The 22,391-nt window shown below is 71.9% G+C and carries 21 protein-coding genes; 11 read left to right on the top strand and 10 right to left on the bottom strand.

All coding sequences use genetic code 11. The features are described 5' to 3' along the window. Positions 1-139: 139 nt before the first annotated feature. Both ACIRVH_RS25895 and ACIRVH_RS25900 read right to left on the bottom strand, forming a co-directional pair. Positions 140-1,324 (bottom strand): hypothetical protein, encoded by a 1,185-nt coding sequence (locus ACIRVH_RS25895; protein WP_403957319.1) that lies wholly within the window; start codon positions 1,322-1,324, stop codon positions 140-142. 263 nt (positions 1,325-1,587) lie between these two features. Then, positions 1,588-2,511: an NADP-dependent oxidoreductase gene (locus ACIRVH_RS25900; RefSeq protein ID WP_403957322.1), complete on the bottom strand. Its 924-nt coding sequence runs from the start codon at positions 2,509-2,511 to the stop codon at positions 1,588-1,590. A 154-nt stretch (positions 2,512-2,665) separates the two neighbouring features. Here ACIRVH_RS25900 and ACIRVH_RS25905 point away from each other — a divergent pair, with 154 nt between their 5' ends. Continuing rightward, complete coding sequence (locus ACIRVH_RS25905) at positions 2,666-3,709, top strand: GlxA family transcriptional regulator (protein WP_403957984.1); 1,044 nt, start codon at positions 2,666-2,668, stop codon at positions 3,707-3,709. A 47-nt stretch (positions 3,710-3,756) separates the two neighbouring features. On the opposite strand, the gene ACIRVH_RS25910 is transcribed toward ACIRVH_RS25905, so the two are convergent. Next, on the bottom strand, positions 3,757-4,050 hold the full coding sequence (locus ACIRVH_RS25910; RefSeq protein ID WP_403957325.1) for a hypothetical protein: 294 nt from the start codon (positions 4,048-4,050) through the stop codon (positions 3,757-3,759). A 98-nt stretch (positions 4,051-4,148) separates the two neighbouring features. Then, positions 4,149-4,643 carry an HPP family protein gene (locus ACIRVH_RS25915; RefSeq protein ID WP_403957327.1) on the bottom strand — a complete coding sequence of 165 codons (495 nt, stop codon included), beginning with the start codon at positions 4,641-4,643 and terminating at the stop codon, positions 4,149-4,151. Positions 4,644-5,006: 363 nt separating this feature from the next. Here ACIRVH_RS25915 and ACIRVH_RS25920 point away from each other — a divergent pair, with 363 nt between their 5' ends. The 6 genes from ACIRVH_RS25920 to ACIRVH_RS25945 all read left to right on the top strand — a co-directional run bounded on the left by ACIRVH_RS25920 (position 5,007) and on the right by ACIRVH_RS25945 (position 12,722). Further along, entirely contained in the window at positions 5,007-7,337 is a 2,331-nt protein-coding gene (locus ACIRVH_RS25920) for a heavy metal translocating P-type ATPase (RefSeq protein WP_403957330.1), read from the top strand. A gap of 81 nt (positions 7,338-7,418) precedes the next feature. Next, positions 7,419-7,931, top strand: a complete 513-nt coding sequence (locus ACIRVH_RS25925) for a DUF2231 domain-containing protein (protein ID WP_403957333.1) — start codon at positions 7,419-7,421, stop codon at positions 7,929-7,931. A 311-nt stretch (positions 7,932-8,242) separates the two neighbouring features. Next, positions 8,243-8,701 (top strand): cyclic nucleotide-binding domain-containing protein, encoded by a 459-nt coding sequence (locus ACIRVH_RS25930; RefSeq protein ID WP_403957336.1) that lies wholly within the window; start codon positions 8,243-8,245, stop codon positions 8,699-8,701. A gap of 26 nt (positions 8,702-8,727) precedes the next feature. Then, entirely contained in the window at positions 8,728-9,378 is a 651-nt protein-coding gene (locus ACIRVH_RS25935; RefSeq protein ID WP_403957339.1) for a CBS domain-containing protein, read from the top strand. A gap of 150 nt (positions 9,379-9,528) precedes the next feature. Continuing rightward, positions 9,529-12,267, top strand: coding sequence for a pyruvate, phosphate dikinase (ppdK, locus tag ACIRVH_RS25940; protein ID WP_403957342.1), 2,739 nt, complete (start codon positions 9,529-9,531; stop codon positions 12,265-12,267). Continuing rightward, positions 12,264-12,722, top strand: a complete 459-nt coding sequence (locus tag ACIRVH_RS25945; RefSeq protein WP_403957344.1) for a pyridoxamine 5'-phosphate oxidase family protein — start codon at positions 12,264-12,266, stop codon at positions 12,720-12,722. Before ppdK ends, ACIRVH_RS25945 begins: the two co-directional genes overlap by 4 nt. Before the next feature lie 31 nt (positions 12,723-12,753). Here ACIRVH_RS25945 and ACIRVH_RS25950 read toward each other — a convergent pair whose 3' ends face one another. From ACIRVH_RS25950 to ACIRVH_RS25965, 4 genes are all read right to left on the bottom strand, one after another. Next, the gene (locus tag ACIRVH_RS25950) at positions 12,754-13,452 is read right to left on the bottom strand and encodes a helix-turn-helix domain-containing protein (RefSeq protein WP_403957347.1); all 699 of its coding nucleotides are present in this window, start codon (positions 13,450-13,452) and stop codon (positions 12,754-12,756) included. Positions 13,453-13,472: 20 nt separating this feature from the next. Beyond that, positions 13,473-14,543, bottom strand: coding sequence for a zinc-dependent alcohol dehydrogenase family protein (locus ACIRVH_RS25955; RefSeq protein WP_403957350.1), 1,071 nt, complete (start codon positions 14,541-14,543; stop codon positions 13,473-13,475). A 278-nt stretch (positions 14,544-14,821) separates the two neighbouring features. Continuing rightward, entirely contained in the window at positions 14,822-15,694 is an 873-nt protein-coding gene (locus ACIRVH_RS25960) for a universal stress protein (protein ID WP_403957353.1), read from the bottom strand. A gap of 69 nt (positions 15,695-15,763) precedes the next feature. Continuing rightward, positions 15,764-16,669, bottom strand: coding sequence for a universal stress protein (locus tag ACIRVH_RS25965; protein WP_403957356.1), 906 nt, complete (start codon positions 16,667-16,669; stop codon positions 15,764-15,766). Positions 16,670-16,978: 309 nt separating this feature from the next. Between ACIRVH_RS25965 and ACIRVH_RS25970 the strand changes: the two genes are divergently transcribed. Continuing rightward, positions 16,979-17,635 (top strand): CBS domain-containing protein, encoded by a 657-nt coding sequence (locus tag ACIRVH_RS25970; RefSeq protein ID WP_403957359.1) that lies wholly within the window; start codon positions 16,979-16,981, stop codon positions 17,633-17,635. Positions 17,636-18,019: 384 nt separating this feature from the next. On the opposite strand, the gene ACIRVH_RS25975 is transcribed toward ACIRVH_RS25970, so the two are convergent. Continuing rightward, positions 18,020-18,424: an Hsp20/alpha crystallin family protein gene (locus ACIRVH_RS25975; protein WP_403957361.1), complete on the bottom strand. Its 405-nt coding sequence runs from the start codon at positions 18,422-18,424 to the stop codon at positions 18,020-18,022. 311 nt (positions 18,425-18,735) lie between these two features. Between ACIRVH_RS25975 and ACIRVH_RS25980 the strand changes: the two genes are divergently transcribed. Genes ACIRVH_RS25980 through ACIRVH_RS25990 form a run of 3 tightly spaced genes read left to right on the top strand, consistent with a single transcriptional unit; the run spans position 18,736 to position 20,980 of the window. Next, positions 18,736-19,086 carry a DUF1918 domain-containing protein gene (locus tag ACIRVH_RS25980; protein ID WP_403957364.1) on the top strand — a complete coding sequence of 117 codons (351 nt, stop codon included), beginning with the start codon at positions 18,736-18,738 and terminating at the stop codon, positions 19,084-19,086. Further along, the gene (locus ACIRVH_RS25985) at positions 19,070-19,951 is read left to right on the top strand and encodes a universal stress protein (RefSeq protein WP_403957367.1); all 882 of its coding nucleotides are present in this window, start codon (positions 19,070-19,072) and stop codon (positions 19,949-19,951) included. The genes ACIRVH_RS25980 and ACIRVH_RS25985 overlap by 17 nt, the downstream gene beginning before the upstream one ends. 39 nt (positions 19,952-19,990) lie before the next feature. Further along, the gene (locus tag ACIRVH_RS25990; RefSeq protein ID WP_403957370.1) at positions 19,991-20,980 is read left to right on the top strand and encodes an Acg family FMN-binding oxidoreductase; all 990 of its coding nucleotides are present in this window, start codon (positions 19,991-19,993) and stop codon (positions 20,978-20,980) included. 304 nt (positions 20,981-21,284) lie between these two features. Here the strand turns inward: ACIRVH_RS25990 and ACIRVH_RS25995 are convergent, their stop codons facing one another. After that, entirely contained in the window at positions 21,285-22,148 is an 864-nt protein-coding gene (locus ACIRVH_RS25995; RefSeq protein WP_403957373.1) for a universal stress protein, read from the bottom strand. Between the last annotated feature and the right edge of the window lie 243 nt (positions 22,149-22,391).

The following is a 22,391-nucleotide window of genomic DNA, read 5'->3' on the forward strand; positions in this document are numbered from 1 at the left end:
TTCGGCCTTCCGGGTGATGCCGGAGAACGAGCCCCGAGCCGGTGCCGGCTGGGACCGGTGCCGGCCAGGTAACCGCTGCTCAGAGCCGGATCCCCGCAGATCCGCGACTGTCCGGGCGGATTGCGGGTGAGGGCCCGGATTATGCAGGGGGCACGGCGGTACTCCGACCAGGAAGCGTGTTGATGTCGATGACGGCACGCTGGAGGTCGCCCTGCGGCCGGTGGCCCAGGTCGTCGATCGACACGATGTTCATGTTGCGGGCCAGTTCGGGCGCACGCCAATCAGTCCTCAGCTTGGTGACCAGCTGGGGGTTCAGACCATTGGCGAGGTACATGAGGTAGTTGTCCCGGACGGTCGCCGGAAAGAACGGCGAGAGCAACCGGATCAGGAACAGCTGGGGTATCTGCAGATCGGGCTGGACGATGCTCGACAGCACGAAGAACCGTCCGGCGTCCGTCCCGGGGTCGCGGGCGAGGGCCGCCTGGTTGAGGGACAGCGTCTGGTCGTAGATCTGCTGTGGCGGGCTTCCGCTGAAGAAGGCCTTGAGGATCTCCCACCAGGACGGGTCGCCTGCCGGGTAGCTGCCGCGGTCGGAGACGTTGTCCGGGTGCCAGGCCCAGGGCTGGTCGACCGCCGCCGAGGAGTCGACGAGCACGACGTTCTTCTTGGCCTTCACGAAGTCACCGTAGGTGGAGGCCGGGGACAGCTCGGTCCGCAGGGCGGCACGGGAGCCGAACAGGTCCCGCAGCCTGGTCACCGGCTCCGCGGCGTCGGTGCCGGTCGGAGCGGCAGCCGACACGCTGATGACGACGACTTCCGAAGGGTGATCGTCGATCCAGCGCTTGAGGGAGGCCGCCTCACCCGAGGCATCGTCGAAGAACAGTCCTCCCATCGGAGCGCCGTGGAAGGTCCTCCACTGCCCGCCCTCGAAACACAGCCGCAGGTCGAGGTAGCGGGCGCCCTCGTCGAGCTGGTCGGTGAGGCTGTCGCTCTGGGACCGCGAGATGCTGGCGGCCAGCCGCGTATCGAGCTTGGCCACGTTGTAGGACCAGCCGCTGGTGCACAGGGCGGGGTCGGCCGGGATGCTCCAGCTGCCGGAGTCGTGGCTGCCGGGCATCGCGATCCGGTTGAGCGGCTGGTCGTCGAGATATCCGTGCATGTCGCCCATCCATCGCGACAGGTCCACCGTCGCGGCCGAGGCCCGGCCGGCCGGGGCCGCCTGAGCAGGGCCGCTGCCGGTCACCATCGCCGCGACAGCGAGGATCAGCGCGACCAGACCGGCCGCCGAACGCCGTAAGCCCGTGCCGTCCGTTCCACGTCTCATCTTCGTACGCCCTCCTTGGGGGAAGAGGCCGAGGTCGGGCACAGAGGGTAGAGGGCGGCCGATGCAATGCCCAGACAGCCGTTGTCACAAATGGCCGTGCGAGGCGGCGTCGCGGATGTGGAAGCGGAGTGTCGTGGGAGCGCGGTCGCTTGTGTCCCGCGCCCCCACTCCCCCGTGGGACGGGTCCGGGCCAGCCCGGCTTGCCCCTGATCTGCTCACGCCTGTACGTCCTCCAAGCGGCCGCCCGACGGCTGCGGATCGGATCAGGCGACCGTCAGGACGATCTTGCCGGTCGTGCGGCCCTGCTCGCCGATCTCGTGGGCCTTGGCGGCCTCCTCCAGCGGCAGGACCGTCTCGACCACCGGCCTCAGCACACCCTGCTCCACCAGAGCGGCGATCTCGCGCAGGCCCAGGTGGTCCGGCTCGACCAGGACCCATGCCGCCCGCACCCCGTCCTGGGCGGCGGGCACGTCGTCCGGGCCGGGCAGGGTGATCAGCCGGCCGCCGGACCTGAGCACCTTCAGGGAGCGCTCGGCCGTCTCGCCGCCGAGCCCGTCCAGCACGACGTCGACGTCGCTCACGACGTCCTCGAACCGGACCGACCGGTAGTCGACCACCTCGTCCGCGCCCAGCTGTCGCACCAGGTCGTGCTTGCCGGCGCTGGCCGTGCCGATCACGTACGCGCCGCTGGCCTTGGCGATCTGCACCGCCAGGTGGCCCACCCCGCCGGCCGCGGCGTGCACCAGCACCCGCTCGCCGGGACGCACGTGGGCCGCGTCCACCAGGGCCTGCCAGGCAGTGAGCGCGGCGAGTGGCAGGGCCGCCGCCTCCACGTGCGACAGGCCCGCCGGCTTGGGGGCGAGATGCCGGGCCGGCGCCACCACGTACTCGGCGTAGCCGCCCGCCTGGCGCGGGAACAGCGGCATCCCGAAAACCTCGTCACCGACCTGGAACACCCCCACGCCGGGCCCGACGGCCTCGACCGTGCCGGACACGTCCCAGCCCACCACCGGCACGGCACCCCACTCGATCAGGGCCCCGCTGGCACGGGTCTTCCAGTCCACCGGGTTCACCCCGGCCGCGTGCACCCGCACCAGGACCTCACCCAGTCCCGGCTCGGGGCGCTCGACCTCGCGCTCGACCAGGTTCTCGGGTCCGCCCCACTGCTCCACGACCACCGCACGCATGCTGTCCGCCTCGCTCTTTCGTCTCGATCGGCTCGTCGCCGGGACGTCCCCGGCGCGACGCAGTCCACGATCCGGCAGCCCGGCCCGCCATGGTGTTGGCCGTTTGGCCACTGTGTGACAGGATCTGGCCATGAGCGATGTGCAGGGGCCGATCATGGAGGACGAGCGGAGCCGGGCGAAGGAGACTCCCCGGCGGCACCGGATCGCCGTCCTGGCCCTGCCCGGCGTCCCGCCCTTCGAGCTCGGCATCCCCTCCCGCGTCTTCGGCAGCGTGGCGGACGCCGAGGGCCGCCCGCTCTACGACGTCACCGTCTGCACCGCGGACGGCGCCCCCGTGCTCAGCGACGCCGGTTTCACCGTGCAGCCGACCGCCGGACCCGAGGCACTGGCCGCCGCGGACACCGTGATCCTCCCGCCCACCCACGCCATGCCCGAACTGGGTCGGGGTGGCCCCCTGCCCCCCGACGTCACCGCTGCCATCGCCGGCATCCGCCCCGGCACCCGACTCGTGTCCATCTGCACCGGGTCCTACGTGCTCGCAGCAGCCGGACTGCTAGACGGCCGGCCTGCCACCACCCACTGGAACCTGGCCCCCGAGTTCCGCCGCGCCTACCCCAACGTCAAAGTCGACGAGGACGTCCTCTTCGTCGACGACGGCGACGTACTCACCTCCGCCGGAGTCGCCGCCGGAGTCGACCTGTGCCTGCACATGATCCGCCGCGACCACGGTGCTGCCGCCGCCAACCGGGCGGCCCGCATGTGCGTAGTGCCACCCTGGCGAGACGGCGGACAGGCCCAGTACATCGACCGCCCCGTCCCCGAACCCACCACCGCCAGCACCACCACCGCACGTGCCTGGGCCCTCGAACACCTCGACGAACCGCTGACCCTCACCCAGCTCGCCGAGCACGCCCGGATGAGCCTGCGCACCTTCACGCGCCGGTTCCGCGACGAGGTCGGCATGACCCCGGTGCAATGGCTCACCGCACAGCGCCTGGAACTCGCCAAACAGCTGCTGGAAACCACCGACCTGCCGATCGACCTGGTCGCGCACCGGGCCGGCTTCGGCACCGCCAACTCCCTGCGCGCGCACATGAGAACGGCCTTCGGGGTCTCACCCGCCACCTATCGCCGAACCTTCAATGCCAACGACCCGGACCCGGCACCCGTGCTCGACAACACGTCGGCCTCCGGCTGACACCGCACGTCACGCAGCACGATCCACACCAGGGACGACCGTCGCAATCAGGTGGTCTCTCTGACGCGCCCTTGTTCGATGGTGACTCCGCCACCGGCTCTGACCGCCGCCACCACCGCCTGGTGCAGATTCCGGCTCTCCTGCTCCGAATGGCAGGACACAGGGCTTCCCGTCAGGGTGAACCATTCGGAGGTGCCGGTGTACTGGACGGTCACGTCGGCTTCGTTGCCGTCCCAGGTGGTGTGGACGGTCAGGTCGCCGTTCACGACCCCCGCCTCGTCGGTACATGCGCCGCCCCGGCCGCTGAAGACCCCGGGGGTGGTCCACGATGCCCAGACCATGACGTCAGCCTTCCTTCCTGGATACGCGGCTCACACGTGAGCCCAACCGCTCTGTGCCACGGCCTGGCGCAGTCCAGGGTCCGGGCCACTCGCTCCCACTACGGAATCACGATCCCGTGCTCCCTCGCTTCGCGGCGAGGTGGCAGCCCCGGCAGGGTGACCCGTGCGGGGACCTGGCCGACCGGCCCGGCGCGGCTGTGCAGACCTGCGGCAGAGGCCACGTAGTCCCTCGCCGTGAGCAGGCCGGTCAGTCGTCCGTGCGGGTCGGTGACGGGCAGCGCATCCATGTCCTCCTCCACCATCACGGCTGCCGCGTGTCGCGTCGATTCCTCCGGATGGACCGTGACCGTGCGGCGCCCGCGCACGAGGTCGCGCACCTTCCTGCGGGACAGTGTCGCCGCGGGTTCCGCACACGCGACGGCGAGCTCGGCACGGTCCAGCACCCCGGCGCAGCAGCCGTCCTGGCGAACCACCGGCAGGTGCCGCTGCCCGGACCGCTCCACCACCTCCCAGGCCAACAGGAGGGTCTCGTCCTCGCTGATCGAGTACGGCACGTCGCCCATCAGGGCGCCCACGGAAAGCCCCTCGTCCACGGCTGCCTCCTCCCGGTCAGCGCCGACCTGGCCGCGCAACGTCACGGGTGGTTTCCGCCAGCACCACGGTGACTCACCTCCTCGCAGGCGCCGGGAGTACGGGCCCGGTGCCTGCGGCTCTCGAAGTGTCTGCTCCTCACGCTCTCCCGGACCGCGGAGCACGTCATGAGCCGGTGAGGCCAACGCGAGGGGCCGATGGGCCCTCATCGAGCAACGGGCGACGACAGGGCCGTACGGGGGCGAACAACACCCGTACGGCCCTGGTGGAAGAGCCGTTCGTCCCCTGCCACGGGCCCGGCCCGCCGGGGTCCGATGGACGGGGACCGGACCGCGGGCAACGACGCCGAACGGACAGAGGTGGCCATGAACCGCTCCGCCTTCGCCAAACGGCTGCGCTCGCTGACCGCGGCCGTCGCCTCGCCACGGCTGGAGCCGACCCTCCTGGTCGTCACAGCGGCGGCCCTGACCGCAGGGGGCGCCGCCTGGCTCGCCGGTGCCGAGGCTCTCGCCGACCTCCTGTGGGGCCTGGGCACCCTGTCCGCGGTGATACCGGCGGTGGGCTGGGTGGTAGCCGCTCTCCGCCACGGCCGTGCGGGCGTCGACCTGATCGCGGTTCTCGCTCTCGGTGGCACCCTTGCGGTCCACGAGTACCTGGCCGGTGCGCTCATCGCGTTGATGCTCGCGACCGGCCGCACGCTGGAGGCGGCAGCCCAGCGGCGGGCCTCGCACGATCTGCATGCGCTGCTGGAGCGTGCGCCCCGCTCGGCGCGTCGCCGTACGGCCGACGGAGTCGCGACGGTTCCGCTGGCCGCAGTCGCCGTAGGTGACCTGCTCGTCGTGGGTCCGGGCGAGGTCGTCCCGGTGGACGGGCGGGTGGAGGGTGCCCTGGCCAACCTCGACGAGTCCGTACTCACCGGTGAGTCCCTGACCGTCGAACGGGCGGCGGGCGACACCGTCCGCAGCGGGGTGGTCAACGCCGGCGGCGCCTTCGAGGTGCGAGCCACGGCGACCGAGCAGGACAGCACGTACGCCGCAATCGTGCGACTGGCCAGGCAGGCCGGAGCCGAGTCCGCACCCCTGGTGCGGCTGGCCGACCGCTACGCGGCCTGGTTCCTGCCGCTCACCCTGGCGGTGGCGGGGCTGGCCTGGCTGCTCAGTGGTTCGGCGGTACGAGCGGTCGCGGTGCTGGTGGTCGCCACCCCCTGTCCGCTGCTGCTGGCCGCGCCGGTCGCCATCGTCTCCGGGATCTCCCGTGCCTCACGCCTGGGCGTCGTCATGCGTGACGGTGGCGCCCTGGAGAACCTGGGCCGGGCCCGCACCCTGCTGCTCGACAAGACCGGCACCCTCACCCGGGGCCGCCCGCACGTGCTCGACGTGGTCGCCGCACCGGGGTGGCAGTCGGCGGAGGTGCTGAGGCTGGCCGCGTCACTGGACCAGTACTCGCCCCATGTCCTGGCCGAGGCGATCGTCGACACCGCGCACGACCGGAAGCTGGTCCTGTCGGTCCCGTCCGACGTCGCCGAGGAGGCCGGCCGGGGTGCCGCGGGCATCGTGGACGGGCACCGGGTGTCCGTCGGCCGCATCGACGCGACCGGCGCCCGGCCGTCCTGGGCGAGGGCGGTGGACAACCGGGCGCTTCTCGACGGTGCTGCCGTGGCCTGGCTGACCGTCGACGGGTGTCCGGCGGGTGCGGTGCTCCTGCGGGATCCCCTGCGCCCTGACGCCCCGCGCACCTTGCGCCACTTGCGGGCAGCGGGCATCGAGCGGCTGCTGATGCTGACGGGCGACCGCGCGGAGCCGGCCCGTGAGGTGGGCGCCGTCCTCGGTCTGGACGACGTCCGTGCCGGGCTCGACCCGGCCGGCAAGGTCGCCGTCGTACGGACCGAGCGGGAACGCGCGATCACCGTCATGGTGGGCGACGGCGTGAACGACGCCCCCGCCCTGGCCGCCGCGGACGTCGGCGTGGCGATGGGCGCCCGCGGCTCCACCGCCTCCTCGGAGGCCGCCGACATCGTGCTGACCACCGATCGTGTCGACCGGCTCGCCGACGCCGTCTTCATCGCCGTACGGGCGCGGCGGATCGCCGTGCAGAGTGCTCTGGGCGGGATGGCGATGTCCCTGGCCGCGATGGCCGCGGCCGCGTTCGGCCTGCTGCCGCCCGCCGCCGGTGCCCTGCTCCAGGAGGCCATCGACGTCGCCGTCATCCTGAACGCCCTGCGGGCCCTGCGCGTCGGCCAGGCCATGCGACCGGCGCTGACGCCCGCTGCCGAGGCGCTCATCCACCGCTTCGCGTCGGAACACGACGACCTCCAGGACGTGCTCGAAGCGGTGCGCGGTGCCGCCGATCACCTCTCCGACGGTGCCGGGCCGCAGTCTCTGGCGGCCGTCGAGGAGGCACACCGACTGCTCACCGAACGACTGCTGCCCCACGAGTACGCGGAGGAGCACGAGCTCTACCCCGCCCTCGCCCCCGCTCTGGGCGGCCCGGAGGCAACGGTCACCATGAGCCGGGCGCACACCGAGATCGAACGCCTCTCCCGCCGCATCGCCACCCACCTGCGGCTGGCCCGCGCCGAGGGTGGTCTGTCCCCCGGCCAGCTCGACGACCTGCGCTCCTGCCTGTACGGACTGCACACGGTCCTCCGCCTGCACTTCACGCAGGAGGAGGAGAGCTACTTCTCACTGGCGCAGTGAGATCCATTGGCTCCCTGTCTGAGAGGTAACTGAGAGGTTGCTGTGCCAGCGTGACGGGCCCCATCCCTCAGGAGCGCTTAGATGAATCTGGTCAACGGTCTGCCCACCCACGTCCTGCTGGTCCATGTGGTCGTCGTGTTGATACCCCTGACCGCGCTGGCCCTGGTCGTGGCCGCGCTGTGGCCGCGCGCCGCCCGGCGGTTGGGTCCGCTGCTGCCGCTGCTGGCTCTGATCGCTCTGGTCAGTGTGCCGCTGACCACCCACGCCGGCGAGTGGCTCGAGCGGCACGTGGACGACGACGCGCTGGTACGCCGGCACACCGAGCTGGGCGACGGGCTGCTGCCCTGGGCCTTGGGCCTGTTCGCGCTGGCGGCGGTCGTCTGGTGGGCGGGGCGGCGCGTTCCCGCGGAGCCGGGGCAGAGCGGCGGCAAGGGCTGGTCCGCCCTCCCTGTACGCATCGTTGTGGGCGTGCTCTCGCTCGCCGTTGCAGCGGGGGCGGTCGTGGACGTCTACCGGATCGGCGACTCCGGCGCGAAGGCCGCCTGGCACGACGCCTACTCGAAGACGGCGACAGGAGCCAGGGACGGCTCCTGATCCTGCGCGAGCCGCTCGTCCCGGGCCCGCCCCGCCTTCGTGAGGACCGTCGAGGCCGAGGCAACAGGCAGACCACGGCACGGTCCTCGTTCCGCGAGGACCGTGCCGGGCGGGCAGGGGCGGCTCTGCAATGTCCGGACGCGCAGGCGGGACGGCACCGCCCTGCCTCCACGGCGGGTGCTTCCAGCCTGCGGGGTGACGGATAGCGGGTCCCATGGGCCGAAGGGCCCTCGTCGGACCCGAGCGGCCCGTGGCGGACGGGCACGGACGCGCCCACGCTGGAAGCACAAAGCATGAAGGGAGCCGGTGCGATGACCTCCGCCACCACCATGACCGCGGCTCTGGAGCCCGAGCACAGCGAACGGCTGATGCGCCTCGCCCGCGAGGTCTCCTTCGAGGCCGGGACCCACCTGTTCGAGGAGGGCCGGCACGCCGACCGCTTCTGGATCGTCCGTACCGGGACCGTCGCCCTCGACCTGCGTGTGCCCGGCCGTCGTCCTGCCGTCATCGAGTCGCTCGGGCACGGCGAACTGGTCGGCTGGTCCTGGCACTTCCCGCCATACGTATGGCACTTGGGCGCGGCGGCGACGAGCCCGGTGCGGGCCTGGGAGTTCGACGCCGAGGCGGTCCGGACAATGTGCGCCGCCGATCCCGAGTTCGGGCGGGCGATCGCGGTCTGGATCGGGCGCGTGGTGGCCCAGCGGCTGCACGCCTCCCGGGTCCGGCTGCTCGACCTCTACGCCCCCTACGGCAGCGGTGGCCTGATCTGACCACCCGGTCCCGCGAGGAGGACAGCATGCACAGCAGCCCGCATCGAGTGAGTGACGTGATGACGCATGCCGTCGTCGCCGTGGGCCGAGAGGCTCTGTTCAAGGAGATCGTCGAGCGCATGGATCAGTGGAAGGTCAGTGCTCTTCCCGTACTGGAGGGCGACGGCCGGGTGATCGGGGTCGTGTCCGAGGCCGACCTGCTGCCCAAGGAGGAGTTCCGGGACAGCGATCCGGATCGCTTCACCCAGCTGCGTCGGCTGTCCGACATGGCCAAGGCCGGCGGGGTCCGGGCCGAGGAGCTGATGAGCGCCCCGGCCGTCACCGTCCACGCCGACGCCACGCTCGCCGAGGCAGCCCGCATCATGGCCCTGCGCAAGGTCAAGCGGCTTCCGGTGGTGAACGCCGAGGGCCTGCTCGAAGGCGTTGTCAGCCGCGGCGACCTGCTCAAGGTGTTCCTGCGCCCGGACAAGGACCTCGCCGACGACATTCGGCGCGACGTGGTCGACATCCTCTTCCCCGCTCCGGTCGAGCCCGTGCACATCACCGTCACCGAGGGCGTCGCCACGCTGACCGGACGAGTGCAGGACGCCGGCCGGATTCCTCTCGCCGTCCGTCTCGTGCGGGGCATCGAGGGCGTGGTGGGCGTGGACTGCCGACTCACCGCGGCCGATGAGTAGCGGCCCGCGTGGCCTGGGGGCCACGCCGAGCGGGCCTGCGTGTGACGGGGCCGATCGGCCCACCCCAGGGGTCTGAGAGCACCTCCCTCAGCTGCCCTGTCCCGGCCGACCCTGGAGACGGAGGAGACCGCAGAGCCGAGGAGAGGCGTCATGGTCCGCTACGTCTACGACTTCCAGGACGGCGGCCGCGACCTGGCCGGCCTGCTCGGCGGGAAGGGCGCGAACCTGGCCGAGATGGCCCGGCTGGGTCTGCCGGTACCGCCGGGGTTCATCGTCACCACGGAGGCCTGCCGCGCCTTCCTGGCCACCGGCGAGGAGCCGGAGGGCATGTCGGCGGAGGTCTCCCGACACCTTTCGGCACTGGAGACGGCCACCGGGCGGCTGCTCGGGCAGGCGGACGACCCGCTTCTGGTGTCCGTCCGGTCCGGGGCGCGTTACTCCATGCCCGGCATGATGGAGACGGTCCTCGACATCGGCCTGAACGACGCCTCTGTGCTCGGCCTGGCCGAGGTGTCCGGCAACGAGCGCTTCGCCTGGGACTCCTACCGTCGGCTCGTCCAGATGTACGGCAGCACGGTGATGGGGGTCGACCCGGCCCTCTTCGACGAGGCCATGACCCTGCTGAAGGAGGCCCGTGAGGCCCCCGACGACCTGCGTCTCGACGCGAGCGACCTCGCCTGGCTGGTGGAGGCGTACAAGCGCCTGATCCGGGACGAGACGGGCCGCGACTTCCCACAGTCCCCCGCGCAGCAGCTGCAGCAGGCGATCCTCGCCGTGTTCCGGTCCTGGACCGGCGGGCGCGCCCGCCTGTACCGGCGGCGCGAGCACATCCCGGACGACCTGGGCACGGCGGTCACCGTACAGCGCATGGTGTTCGGCAACCTCGGCCCGGACTCCGGCAGCGGCGTCGCCTTCACCCGCGATCCGGCGACCGGTCGCCCCGGCCTGTACGGCGACTACCTGCCGAACGCGCAGGGCGAGGACGTCGTGTCGGGCGTGCGGGACGCCGTACCGCTCGCCGCGCTGGAACGGCTGGACCCACGCTCGTACCGGCAACTGCGTGATCACGCCCAGACCCTGGAGCGCCACTACCGGGACCTGTGCGACATCGAGTTCACCATCGAGCGCGGCGCCCTGTGGATGTTGCAGACCAGGGTGGGCAAGCGCACTGCTGAGGCCGCCTTCGCCATCGCCGCCGAGCTGGCCGAGGAGGGGTTGATCACCGCCGACGAGGCCCTGGTCCGGGTCGGCGGCGACGGGCTGGCCAAGCTGATGTTCCCCCGCTTCGACACCGGCGCGACCGGTGACCCGCTCGCCCATGGCGTGCCGGCCTCGCCGGGTGCCGCGGTGGGGGCGGCCGTGTTCGACTCCGCGGAGGCCGTGCGCAGGGCCGCGGCCGGAGAACAGGTTGTGCTCGTCCGTGAGGAGACCACCCCCGACGACCTGCCCGGCATGGTCGCCGCGCAGGCGGTGCTGACCGGGCGGGGCGGCAAGACCAGCCATGCGGCGGTGGTCGCCCGTGGGATGGGCAAGGTCTGTGTGTGTGGTGCGCAGGACATCACCGTCACCACCGAGGCACGCCGCTTCACCACCCAGGCCGGCGCCGTCGTGGAGGAGGGCACTGTCATCTCGGTCGACGGCTCGACGGGTGACGTGTACGAGGGTGCGGTTCCGCTGGTCGCCTCCGCGACGATGCGCTATCTGGAGACGGGCGAGCAGCAGGACAGCACAGTGGCCGCCGTGGCCCGCGCCCTGGACCATGCGGACTCGGTGCGGCGGTTGGAGGTGCGGGCCAACGCCGACACCCCCGAAGACGCGGCCCGCGCCCTGCGGTTCGGGGCGCAGGGCATCGGTCTGTGCCGCACCGAGCACATGTTCCTCGGTGAGCGGCGCAAGTTGGTCGAACAGATGATCCTGGCCCGCACGGACGCCGAGCGCGACCAGGCCCTGGCGGCTCTTCTCCCGCTCCAGCGGCAGGACTTCGTGGTCATCCTGGAGGCGATGGACGGCCTGCCGGTCACCATCCGGCTCCTGGATCCGCCGCTGCACGAGTTCCTGCCCGACCGCACCGAACTCGCCGTGCGCATCGCCGCAACCAGGGCCGCTGGCAGACAACCGGACGCGCACGACGTGGAGTTGCTCGACGCGGTGAACCGGATGCACGAGGAGAACCCGATGCTCGGCCTGCGGGGTGTGCGACTCGGCCTGGTGGTACCGGGACTGGTGACGACGCAGGTGCGGGCGATCGCCGAGGCGGTGGTCGAGCGCACCCGCGCCGGCGGATCCCCGCAGGCGGAGATCATGGTGCCGCTCGTCGGCGCCGTGGAGGAACTCCGGCTCACCCGCGAGGACGTGCGGCAGGTACTGGCCGAGGTCACCGAGGAGACCGGCATCCCCGTCCACTGCCCCGTCGGCACCATGATCGAGCTGCCCCGGGCCGCGCTCACGGCCGGCCGGATCGCCGAGGAGGCCGAGTTCTTCTCCTTCGGCACCAACGACCTCACCCAGACCACCTGGGGCTTCTCCCGCGACGATGTGGAGGCCGCGTTCTTCTCGGCCTACCTCGACAAAGGCGTGTTCACCGCCTCGCCGTTCGAGACACTCGACCGTGAGGGTGTGGGCCGGCTGGTCCAGATCGCCGTCGAGGAGGGCCGTGCCGCCCGCCCGGACCTGCAGGCCGGCGTCTGCGGAGAACACGGCGGCGACCCAGAGTCCATCCACTTCTTCCACGCAGCCGGGCTGGACTACGTCTCCTGCTCGCCGTTCCGGGTCCCGGTGGCCCGTCTGGAGGCGGGCCGGGCTGCCCTGCAGTCCCACTCCACCGGAGCCGACAGGTCGCCGGTACCGGCGGGCAGGAGTGCGACACACCCGCGAAGAAGCCGGCCATGATCCGTCATGACCGCCCGGCGCACCGGCGCATCGACCTCGATCGCGCCGAGGCACTGCGGCTGCTCGGCAGCGTGTCCATGGGCAGGATCGTCTTCACCCGGCAGGCCCTGCCCACGGCTCGTCCGGTCAACCACGTCCTCGACGGCGGCGACATCGTCATCCGCACCCACGAGGGATCGGCCCTCACCTCCCAGGCCCAACCGGCTGACGACAACGGCGTCGTCGTCGCCTATGAGGCCGACGCCATCGACCCCGACACACATCTCGGCTGGAGTGTGGTGGTCACGGGTTATGCCCGCCTGGTGACAGACCCTCACGAACTGGCGCGTATTCGGGCGCTGTTGGAGCCCTGGGCAGCCGAGCCGGGCATGGACCATGCGGTACGCATCCATCCCGACCTGATCACGGGCATCCTTCTCATCGCGTGGAGCGAGGCGGCGCCGGAGCACGGCTGATTCCACCTCCGTGCGGAAGCACGACACCTCCTCACACGGTGATCCGGCGCCCGGTGACGGAGAACGGATCGATGCGCACCCACAGGCTGCGGGAACCTCCGGCCCAGGGAGTGCTGTAGGCACGTTCCGTGAGCCGACGCTGCTCCTGCGGGTCCGTGACCGCGCGTGCGGGGCCGCGGACCAGGACGCTCCAGCCCTGGCTGAACGCATCGTCGATGCGGTCGACCTCGAAGGCCACCTGACAGCCGTCGGCCAGGGAGGGCGTGGCGCCGCGCGCGGTCCGGAAGACGATCGCACCGTCCACGACGCTGTAGTTGACGGGCACGATCACCGGACCGGAGGCCGTGGGTACCGCGAGCCGCCCCACCCCGTGCAGCGCCAGCAGGGTCCGGCACTCGCCGGGACGCAGCCGGGTGAACTCCGGTGCGGGCCCGGCCCGTCCGGTTCCGGGTGGCAGGTCCACCGCGCCGCCGGTGAGTTCGGAGACGGTGGTCTCCAGTGCCGCGGCCAGCTTCGTCAGCGCACTGGTGCCGGGCACGGCGCCAGGATGCTCCTCCACGTACCCGACGTAGGTGACCGCCATCCCGGCCCGCGCCGCCACCTGTCGCCGTGTCAGGCCGAGTTGTACCCGCCGGGCGGCGAGCCTGCGGCCCAGGTCGCCCAGCGGTGCCTCCGTGACAGCCTCCACAGGGGCGTCCGCCGTCACGCTCGCCTTCGTCCGTTCGGCCATGGTCTCTCGCCCTCTTCTCGTCAGGCCGCGGGCACGGCTACTTCTGCGTGCTGCTCCCCGCCGAGCACCACCTTGAGCGCGCCGGTCTCGCCGGCCCTGGAGAAGACCTCGTACGCCTCCTCCATCTGCCCCAGCGGGAAGGTGTGGGTGACCAGCTGCCCGGTGGGAAGGCGCCCGGCGGCGGCCATCCGCAGCAGCGTGGGGGTGGAGTAGGTGTCCACCAACCCGGTCGTGATCGTCACGTTCTTGATCCACAGGTCTTCGAGGTGCAGCGTGGCCGGCCTGCCGTGCACACCCACGTTGGCCACGTGCCCGCCGGAGCGGACCATGCGGGTGCACAGCTCGAAGCTCTCCGGGACACCGACCGCCTCGATGACCACGTCCGCGCCGAGCCCGTCGGTCAGGTCGGCGACCAGCTGGGCGGGAGCCTCGTGGACGTCCGCCACCGCGTCCGCGCCGAGCCGGTGGGCCGCCTCCAGCCGGGCCGGGGTCAGGTCCACAGCGATGATCCGCTCGGGCGAGAACAGCCGGGCCGTGGCGATCGCGGCGAGCCCGATGGGCCCTGCTCCGACGATGGCGACGGTGTCGCCGGGGCGTACGTGCCCGTTGAGGACGCCCACCTCGTAGGAGGTCGGGAAGATGTCAGCGAGCAGCACGGCGTCCTCGCTGCGCAGGGCGCCGGGCAGCGGATGGACGGACAGGTCGGCGAAGGGCACACGGACGTACTCGGCCTGGGTGCCGTCGATCAGATGGCCGAGGATCCAGCCCCCACCGCCCCGGCACTGGCCGTAGCTGCCGTCACGGCAGAAACGGCACCGGCCGCAGGAGGTGATGCAGGACATCAGCACCCGGTCTCCGGGCCGGACGGTGCGTACGTCGCTGCCGACCTCGACGATCTCACCGACGGCTTCGTGCCCGAGCACCGTTCCGGGACGCACTTCGGGCACATCACCCTTGAGGATGTGCAGGTCCGTCCCGCAGATGGTCACGACACCGACCTTCACGATCGCGTCGGTGGGTTCCTTGACGGCCGGGTCGGGGACGTCCTGCCAGGAAGCCTGACCGGGACCGTGGAAGACGAAGCCTTTCATGACGCTCCTCACCCTCGTCGGTCTGCCGCGGGACCCGGGTTCCGGCGCCTATGGCCAAGGGCACGGGCCGGGCTCCGGCGCGACGCCGGGGTTGCCCCGCACCTTCAGTTTGGGCAGCGCGCGAGGGACGCGCATGGGCCGTCCGGCCCTCGCCGTCGACCGAACGGTGCCCGTCCCGGCCGAAGGCGAGCAGCGGCAGCGCCCCGCCCTGTCGTCCTGCCACGAGGAAAAGTGCAGCGGAGCCGCTCCCACCAGGGACGAAGTGGTGCATGCCGTGGTCAGTCACGTTCTGGCACTACGGCCACCGGGCAGGCGGCGTGATGCAGCACCCCGTGGGCGACGCGGCCGAGCTGGAGGCCGAAGTGGCCGTGGCGGCGCCGGGCACCGACAACAAGCAGGTCGGCCTCGCGGGAGGCGGCCAGCAGGGCGTCGCGGGCGTGGCCCTCGACCGTACGGCGTTGTACCTGCAGGCCGGCCGGCACCTCGCGCAGCGCCTCTGCCAGCGCTTCCACGGCCTCCTGCTCTTGTCGGTGTGCCGGTTCGCCGACGATCAGCGGATGGCCCGGGGTCGCGTGCGCGGGCCGGCGCCAGGCCCGTACCGCCTCCAGCGGCACGCGGTGCAGCAGGGCCTCTTTTGCGGCGAACCGCACAGCCGCCGAGCCCGCCGGTTTCTCACCGACGCCCAGGACGATGCGGCCGTGCGCCCCCGAGCGGGCCTGGTTGTCGTGGCTGCCGCGCAACACGATCACCGGGCAGTGTGCGTGGCCCGTGACCATGACGCCGACGGAGCCCAGGAGTGCTTCCGTCATGCTGCTGCGGCCACGGCAGCCCATGACCACCGCAAGGGCTGTTCGGCTCTCCCGCACAAGCACGTACTCCGGCTCCTCGGCGAGCACGTCGGTGGTCACCTTGACACCCGGCTGCCGGTGGTGGGCCCGCCGCTCGGCGGTGTCCACGATGTCTTCCGCCAGCACCTCCCCCGACGGTTTGCCGAGGTCGTGCGCGAGAGAGGCCCCTTCATTGCGCTCCCACAGCGATGCGTAGACCAGCCTGAGCGCCGCGCCGCGCAGGGCGGCTTCGTCCGCCGCCCAGTCCACGGCCCGCAGGCTCGGCCCGGAACCATCGACGCCGACGACGATCGGAAGGTCCATCCTGTTCACCGGCCTCCTGCCTTCATGGGTTCTCGTCCCTTCATGGGTGCTCCTCCGCGATATGCCGGATCAGCCGTGCGCCACGACGGCGACGGGGGCGGTGACGTGGTGCAGGGCGGCATGGGTGACGTGGCCGATGTGCGCACCGAGGTGGCTGGTGCGGATGCGTCGGCCGACGACAGCCAATGAGGCGTCGCGCGAGGCGTTGACGAGGATCTGCGCGGCGCTGCCGCACCGGCTCGCCTCGACCACCTCGACGCCCGGGAACTTCTGCCGCCAGGGACGCAGGACCTCGGTGAGGGCCGCGGCCTGCCGGCGTTCGAGAGAGTCGTAGAGCTCGGCGTCACCGGGAAAGCGGTAGAAGGAGGTGGGCGGCTCGGGCCAGCCGTGCACGACTCGCAGGGACGCTTCCCGGCGCGCGGCGGCGTCGAAGGCGAACTCCAGCAGCGTGTCGTCCGGATCGTCGGTGTCGAGGGCGAGCACCACGGGTCGGAAGGGTGCTGCGACGGCGGGCACGCCCGCCTGGTCCGTCCTGTGCTCGTCCGCGGCCTGCTCCCCCGCCCGCACCAGGACAACCGGCCGTTCGGCGCGTGCGACGACGGACAGACTCACCGAGCCGACCACGAACCCGCCGATCGCGCCGAAGCCCCGAGAGCCGAGCACCAGCAGTTCGGCGGAGCCCGCCGCCTCGCACAGGATCTCGACCACGTTCCCCGTCAGCTGCTCGCTGTTCACCTCGAGACCGGGGTGGACCAGCCGGATGCCCTCGGCGGCCTCGCGCGGGATCCGCTCGATCCAGTGCTGGTCGCTCTCAGGTCCGAGCAACGGCGCCTGAGCCACATGCGCGGGCATCTCCGCCCAGACGTGAACGATCTTCAACGGCACGCCGCGCAGCGTCGCTTCACGTGCCGCCCACTCGGCGGCGGCCCGGCTCTCGGGCGATCCGTCGAGGCCTACGGTGACGGTTCGGGACATGGTCTCCACCTCCCGGGTGAGGGCTCGATTCCAGCGTGGTGAGACGGCCGGGCCGAGGTCAGGGGCCGGAGGTCCCTCGGCGGGGCCGACCGACCCACCGGAGCGACGGTGGCGGGTCGTGGTGCCCGCGGCCGACGCACGGACCGAGCCGGTTCGCCGGCTCGTATGCAGCTGCCGGTGATGTATCGCACAGGACCGACGGGAGGCCCAACGGCCCGTCCGGGGGCCGAGGGACCCCTTCCCCACCCGTCCTTACCGGCACACCCTGGAAGCAGCAGGACCACCCGCCGAGAACCTCAGGGGGTCACCATGTACGGCACCCCGCACATCGTCAGCGATGTCATGACCCGCACGGTCGCCTCCGTCGACCGGTGGGCCTCGTTCAAAGTGATCGTGGGGATGATGCAGGACCGGGGGGTCAGCGCCCTGCCCGTGCTCGGCGGCGACGGCCGGGTCGTCGGCGTGGTCTCGGAGGCCGACCTGCTGCCCACGGAGGAACTCCGGGACAGCCCCGAGGAGGGCTACGCCCTGCTGCGCAGGCCCGCCGACATGGCGAAGGCCGGTGCGGTCACCGCGGGGGACCTGATGTCCTCGCCCGCGATCACCGTCAGCGCGAACGCGACCCTGGCCGAGGCCGCGCGGACCATGGCTCGCGAGAAGGTCAAGCGGCTGCCCGTGGTCGACGAGGCCGGTCTGCTGGCGGGCATAGTCAGCCGCGCCGACCTGCTCAAGGTCTTCCTGCGCGACGACCACGACATCGCCGAGGAAATCCGGCACGAGATCGTGTCGTACCTCTTCCCGCTGACGTCCTCGGCCATTCAGGTCGATGTACACGACGGGGTCGCCACACTGACGGGCCAGGTCCGCGACACCTCTCTGGTCCCTGTGGCCGCGCGTCTGGTGCGCGCCGTCGAGGGAGTGGTGGACGTGGAATTCGAACTCACCCGGGGGATGAGTGTGCACTAGGCGCCGCTCGCCGACCGAGCGCACTTCGACGTCAAGTGCGCCGCGCTGAGGGGCGTACGCCATCCCGCGGCCGTGCCCGGACGGCCCCCGCCCGTTCCCCCAGGAGGAGGCGACATCACCCAACACCGTGCTCGCGCAAGGCGAGACGACCTACCGGGCCGCGGTGCGCGCAGCGGCAGAACGCGCAGGCCACCGGACAGCCGCCCAACTGCGCGCCCTACGCCAGCGCTGGATACCGGTACTGCGGCGCGAACCGGCTTTCCTGGACCCCGCGTTGGAGCCTTCTCCCACAGCGTCCGGCCACGGCGCCCGGTGAGTCCGACGCGAGAAGGGCACACCGGTGACGGGCCCACGCCGGAGCCCGCCACATGCCGCCGGCCGTCGTCAGTTGCCGTGCTTGATCTCGACGTGCTTGGCCTCCGCCTTCTCGGCGCCCAGGCCGACGCTGACGGTGAGCATCCCGTCGGTGTAGTCGGCCGTGACGTCGTCCTCGTCGGCGCCCGGTGGGAGCGTCACACTGCGGCTCATCGCGCCGTACCGGATCTCGCTGTGGTTCTTGTCCACGTCCCGTTCGGTACGTTCGGCCTGGACCGTGAGGATCCCGTCGCCGATGACGACGTCGATCTCCTCGGGGGCGATGCCCGGAAGCTCGGCGCGCATGACATAGCGGTCGTCCTCCGTGTAGTCCTCGATGCGGAGCGTGGGCATCGTCCACTTGCTGGGAATGGTCTCGAACCAGTCCGGCATCTCCGGGAACGGGAACTTCTGCCTGCGTGTCAGGGTGGCCATCGCGGTACCTCCTCGCTGTGGTCGCGGCTGCCGACACCTCCAGTCCAGCGCTCCCGGTCCCATGCCGCTGAGGCCGGAGAGCCCATACCCTTAACCCTATAGGTCCCTTTCTTCCTTTCTGTTCGCGACAAGACTGGTCGCGAAGGGAGGACCACGCCCGGCGGCGATCGGACGGGACCGCCGGATCGCGCCGGCAGGACGGCCGACAGGGACGAAGCGAGGACCAATGGCCCCTGTGTCCCGGACCGCCCCGGGTCTTCCATGAGATCGGCGGCGCCGCTCCGCGCCACCGCCGGGAGGAGGCGAGCGAGATGTCCGCTCCCGCACCGACAAGGACGAGTGACCGGGCCGTGCCCACTGCCGGCCCCGAGGCGACCGGCTCCTCGATGCGCGCCCGCGTGGGCGACGAGATCGTCGTACGCGGCACCACAGCCGGGGTCGTGGCCCGCGACGGCGAGGTCGTGGCGCTCCGCCATCCGGACGGCAGCCCGCCGTACGACGTGCGCTGGGCCGAGGACGGCCGGGTGACCCTGTACTTCCCCGGGCCCGACGCCTGCATCAGGCATCTGACGCCTGCCCCGCACCCTGCGAGCACGTCTGCGCACGCGCCGTCGGCGAGCGGCGAGCCGAAGGCTGGAGGCCGTCATGGCACGGCCCGGTGAGCGCCGCCCGATCGTGGTGGGCGTCGATCCCGATCTCAGCCGGCAGAGGGCGCTGGCCTGGGCGGCGGACGAGGCCGCCCGCCGTCGGCTGCCGTTGCGTCCGGTCCATGCCGAGGGCGTGCCGACCAGGGGCTACCGGGGGCGGGAGGTTCCGCCGTCCTGGGAGGGATGGAACGAGTCGCTGCACGAGGCCGGAAAGCAGGTGCTCGAAGAAGCCGCGAACTTCGTCGGGGCGCGACACCCTCAGGTCGAGGTGGACGCCTTGCTCGCGGAGGGCGACCCCGTGTGGGTGCTGCGTGAGCAGAGCCGTGACGCCACGGCCGTCGTGCTGGGCTCGCGGCATCTGAGCCGGGCCCAGGAGGTGTTCGGCTCCGCTTCGATCGCCGTTCCGGTCATCGCCCACGCGAGCTGCCCCGTGGTGGTCGTCCCAGAGCCGGAGCACACCCCGCAGGAGCCCGGATACTACGTCGTCGGCGTCGACGGCAGCGAACACTCGGCCGCCGCGGTCGACGTGGCTTTCGAGGAGGCGGCTCTGCACGGCGCCCAGCTGCGGGCCCTGTACGCCTGGCAGCCGGGGCCGCTGAGGATCTTCGACGAGTACGCCCCGCAGCAGGAGGCCCGCCAGTTGCTCTCCGAGACCGTGGCCGGCCGCCACGACCGCTACCCGGAGGTGGAGCTGCAGCACGAACTGGTCCTCGGGCATCCCGTGCAGGTGCTCAGCGACGCCTCCGCCCATGCACTGGGCCTGGTGGTCGGGACCCGGGGTCACGGAGGTTTCACCGGCATGCTGCTGGGCTCGGTCAGCCAGGGAGTGCTGCACCACGCCCGCTGCCCCGTCATCGCCGTTCCGTCGAGGCCGGCCTGAGGCCGAGGTCCGCGCCCCCTGCAGAGAAGGGAAGCCACCGTGACTGCACAACCTTTGGATGTGAACGTCGTCTCCGAGCTCGTTGCGGAGGCCGCGGCGGCACCCTCGCTGCACAACGCGCAGCCCTGGAGGTTCCGCTTTCTGCGGGACAGCGCCGTCCTGCGCGTGTACGCCGACCTGGAGCGAGCCCTGCCGCGCACCGATCCGGACAGGCGGGGCCTGCACCTGGGCTGCGGCGCGGCGCTCCTCAACCTGCGCGTGGCCGGCGCGGCGAAGGGGCTGGCGCCGGTCGTACGGTTGCTCCCCGCCCCGGACGATGCGGAGTTGCTCGCCGAGGTGGATCTGCGCGGCTCCGCGTCACCCGACGAGACGCTCGCCCGGCTGTACCCGGCGATCTCCCGCCGTCATTCCAGCCGTTTCCCCTTCCGCGACGAGCACATCCCGGCCGCCGTGGTGGAGCGGCTGTGCGACGCGGCTCAGGCCGAGGGCGCCCAGCTGGCGTTCCCCGGTGACTGGCACGTGCGGTCGATTCTGGAGCTGGTGCAGGACGCTGAAGGCCGGCAGGCCCTGGACCCGGGCATCCGCGGTGAAACAGCGCAGTGGACGCGTACGGAGCCGTCGGACACCGTAGAGGCACCCGACGGCATCCCCGCGGAGGCGTTCGGCCCCCGTCAGCACGGCACCACAGCCCCCGTGCGTGACTTCGCCGTCGGCCGTCCGATGCCAGGGCGTGGCTGGGCGTCCTTCGAGAAGAACCCGAACATCGCTCTGCTGGGCACGGCCCATGACGGACCCGCCGACTGGCTGCTCGCGGGCCAGGCACTGGAGCGTGTCCTGCTCCAGGCCACCATGGAAGGGCTGGTCGGCTCGATGACCTCCCAGCCCCTGGAATGGCCGGAACTCCGGTGGGTGGTCCGCGACCCCATCTCGGCCATGGCCCACGTGCAGATGGTGCTCCGGCTCGGCTACGGCCCCGAAGGCCCCGCGAGCCCACGGCGACCGGTGGCCGACCTGCTCGACATCGCCTGAGGCAGGCCCGGTCGGCCGAGGCAGGCCCGGTCGGCCGAGGCAGGCCCGGTCGGCCGAGGCAGGTCCGGTCGTCGAGGGCGGAGTGCTGCGCGGCATCGTCACCGCCCACGACCTCGCCGTACGCGACCTGGGCGGTGGCTCGGGCCGGGAGGCACCGGTGGACACGATGATGTCGACAGGGTCTTCCCGCGGCTGGCCCACCTGTTCGGGCCGGTCGCCGGGAGCCTGCGTGAGCAGCCGCCGGGGCCGCTTTCGCCCCGGCCAACCCCCGCTCGCCTCTCTCCCCCAGGGATCCTCGCCACCGTCACGGCTTCCGCGGCACGACCGCGACCGGGCACTGGGCGTGGTGCAGAAGTGCGTGGCTGACGCTGCCGAGCTGGAGCCCGACATGGCCCGTCCTGGACCGGGACCCGACGACCACGAGGTCGGCGGCCGCCGACCGGTTCACGAGGACGTGGCCGGCCGCCCCCTCGAGCGTCGTACGGTGCACACGTACCTGCGGATGCTCGGCGACCGCTTCCGCGAGCAGCCCGTCCAGCAGTGCGGATGCCTCCTCCTCAGGAGAGTTCGCCACTTCCCCGGCGTGGCGGCTCAGGTGGGAGGGGCTGCGCCAGGCCCGGACCACGTCCAGGACGCAACCGCGCACCTCGGCCTCACGGAAGGCGAACCGCACGGCATCGGCGGCCGTGTCGGCGCCCCCCAGCCCCAGCAGAATCCGGTCATGCGTGCCGGCGATTCCCGCCTGGTCGCCCCGGACGACGATCACCGGGCAACGGGCCCGGCCCGCCACGGCCAACCCGATCGAACCAAGCAGCAGTCCTCTGAGCTCACCGCGACCGCGCGACCCCGTCACCAGCGCGGACGCACCATCGCCCGCGCGCACGAGGGCGACTGCGGCGTCGTCCGGGATGACGTCGGTGGTGACCTTCACATCGGGGTTGCGCCGCCCGGCGCGCTCCGCTCCGGAAGCCACGATGTGCTCCGCGAGCACCTGCTCGGAGGGGCGCTCCAGGCCTGTGGACGGCACGGCACCCTCGTATCGCTCCCAGCGAGAGGCGTAGACCAGCCTGAGGGGAACACCATGGCGGGCCGCCTCGTCCACCGCCCAGTCGAGGGCAAGCAGACTCGCGTCCGATCCGTCGATGCCTGTTACCAGAGGAAGTCTCATCGTCCCCACCGCCTTTCATGGGGCTTGCAACGCATGGGACCCACTTCACCGTCGCACCCGCTGCCACCGGGGCACGAGGGCCCTTCGGCCCCCTTCCGGGGGCCATGCGCCCATCGCTCGTCCGCGCATACCAAGTCGCTGTCCCGCATGGGCATACGAAGGCAAGAAACGGCTTGTACGACCACTTGAAACAGCACACGCCTCCTGATGGGATGCGCGGCACCTCGAACCCGACGGCCCGGA

Source organism: Streptomyces sp. NPDC101165 (genome assembly GCF_044768135.1).
GTDB lineage: Bacteria > Actinomycetota > Actinomycetes > Streptomycetales > Streptomycetaceae > Streptomyces.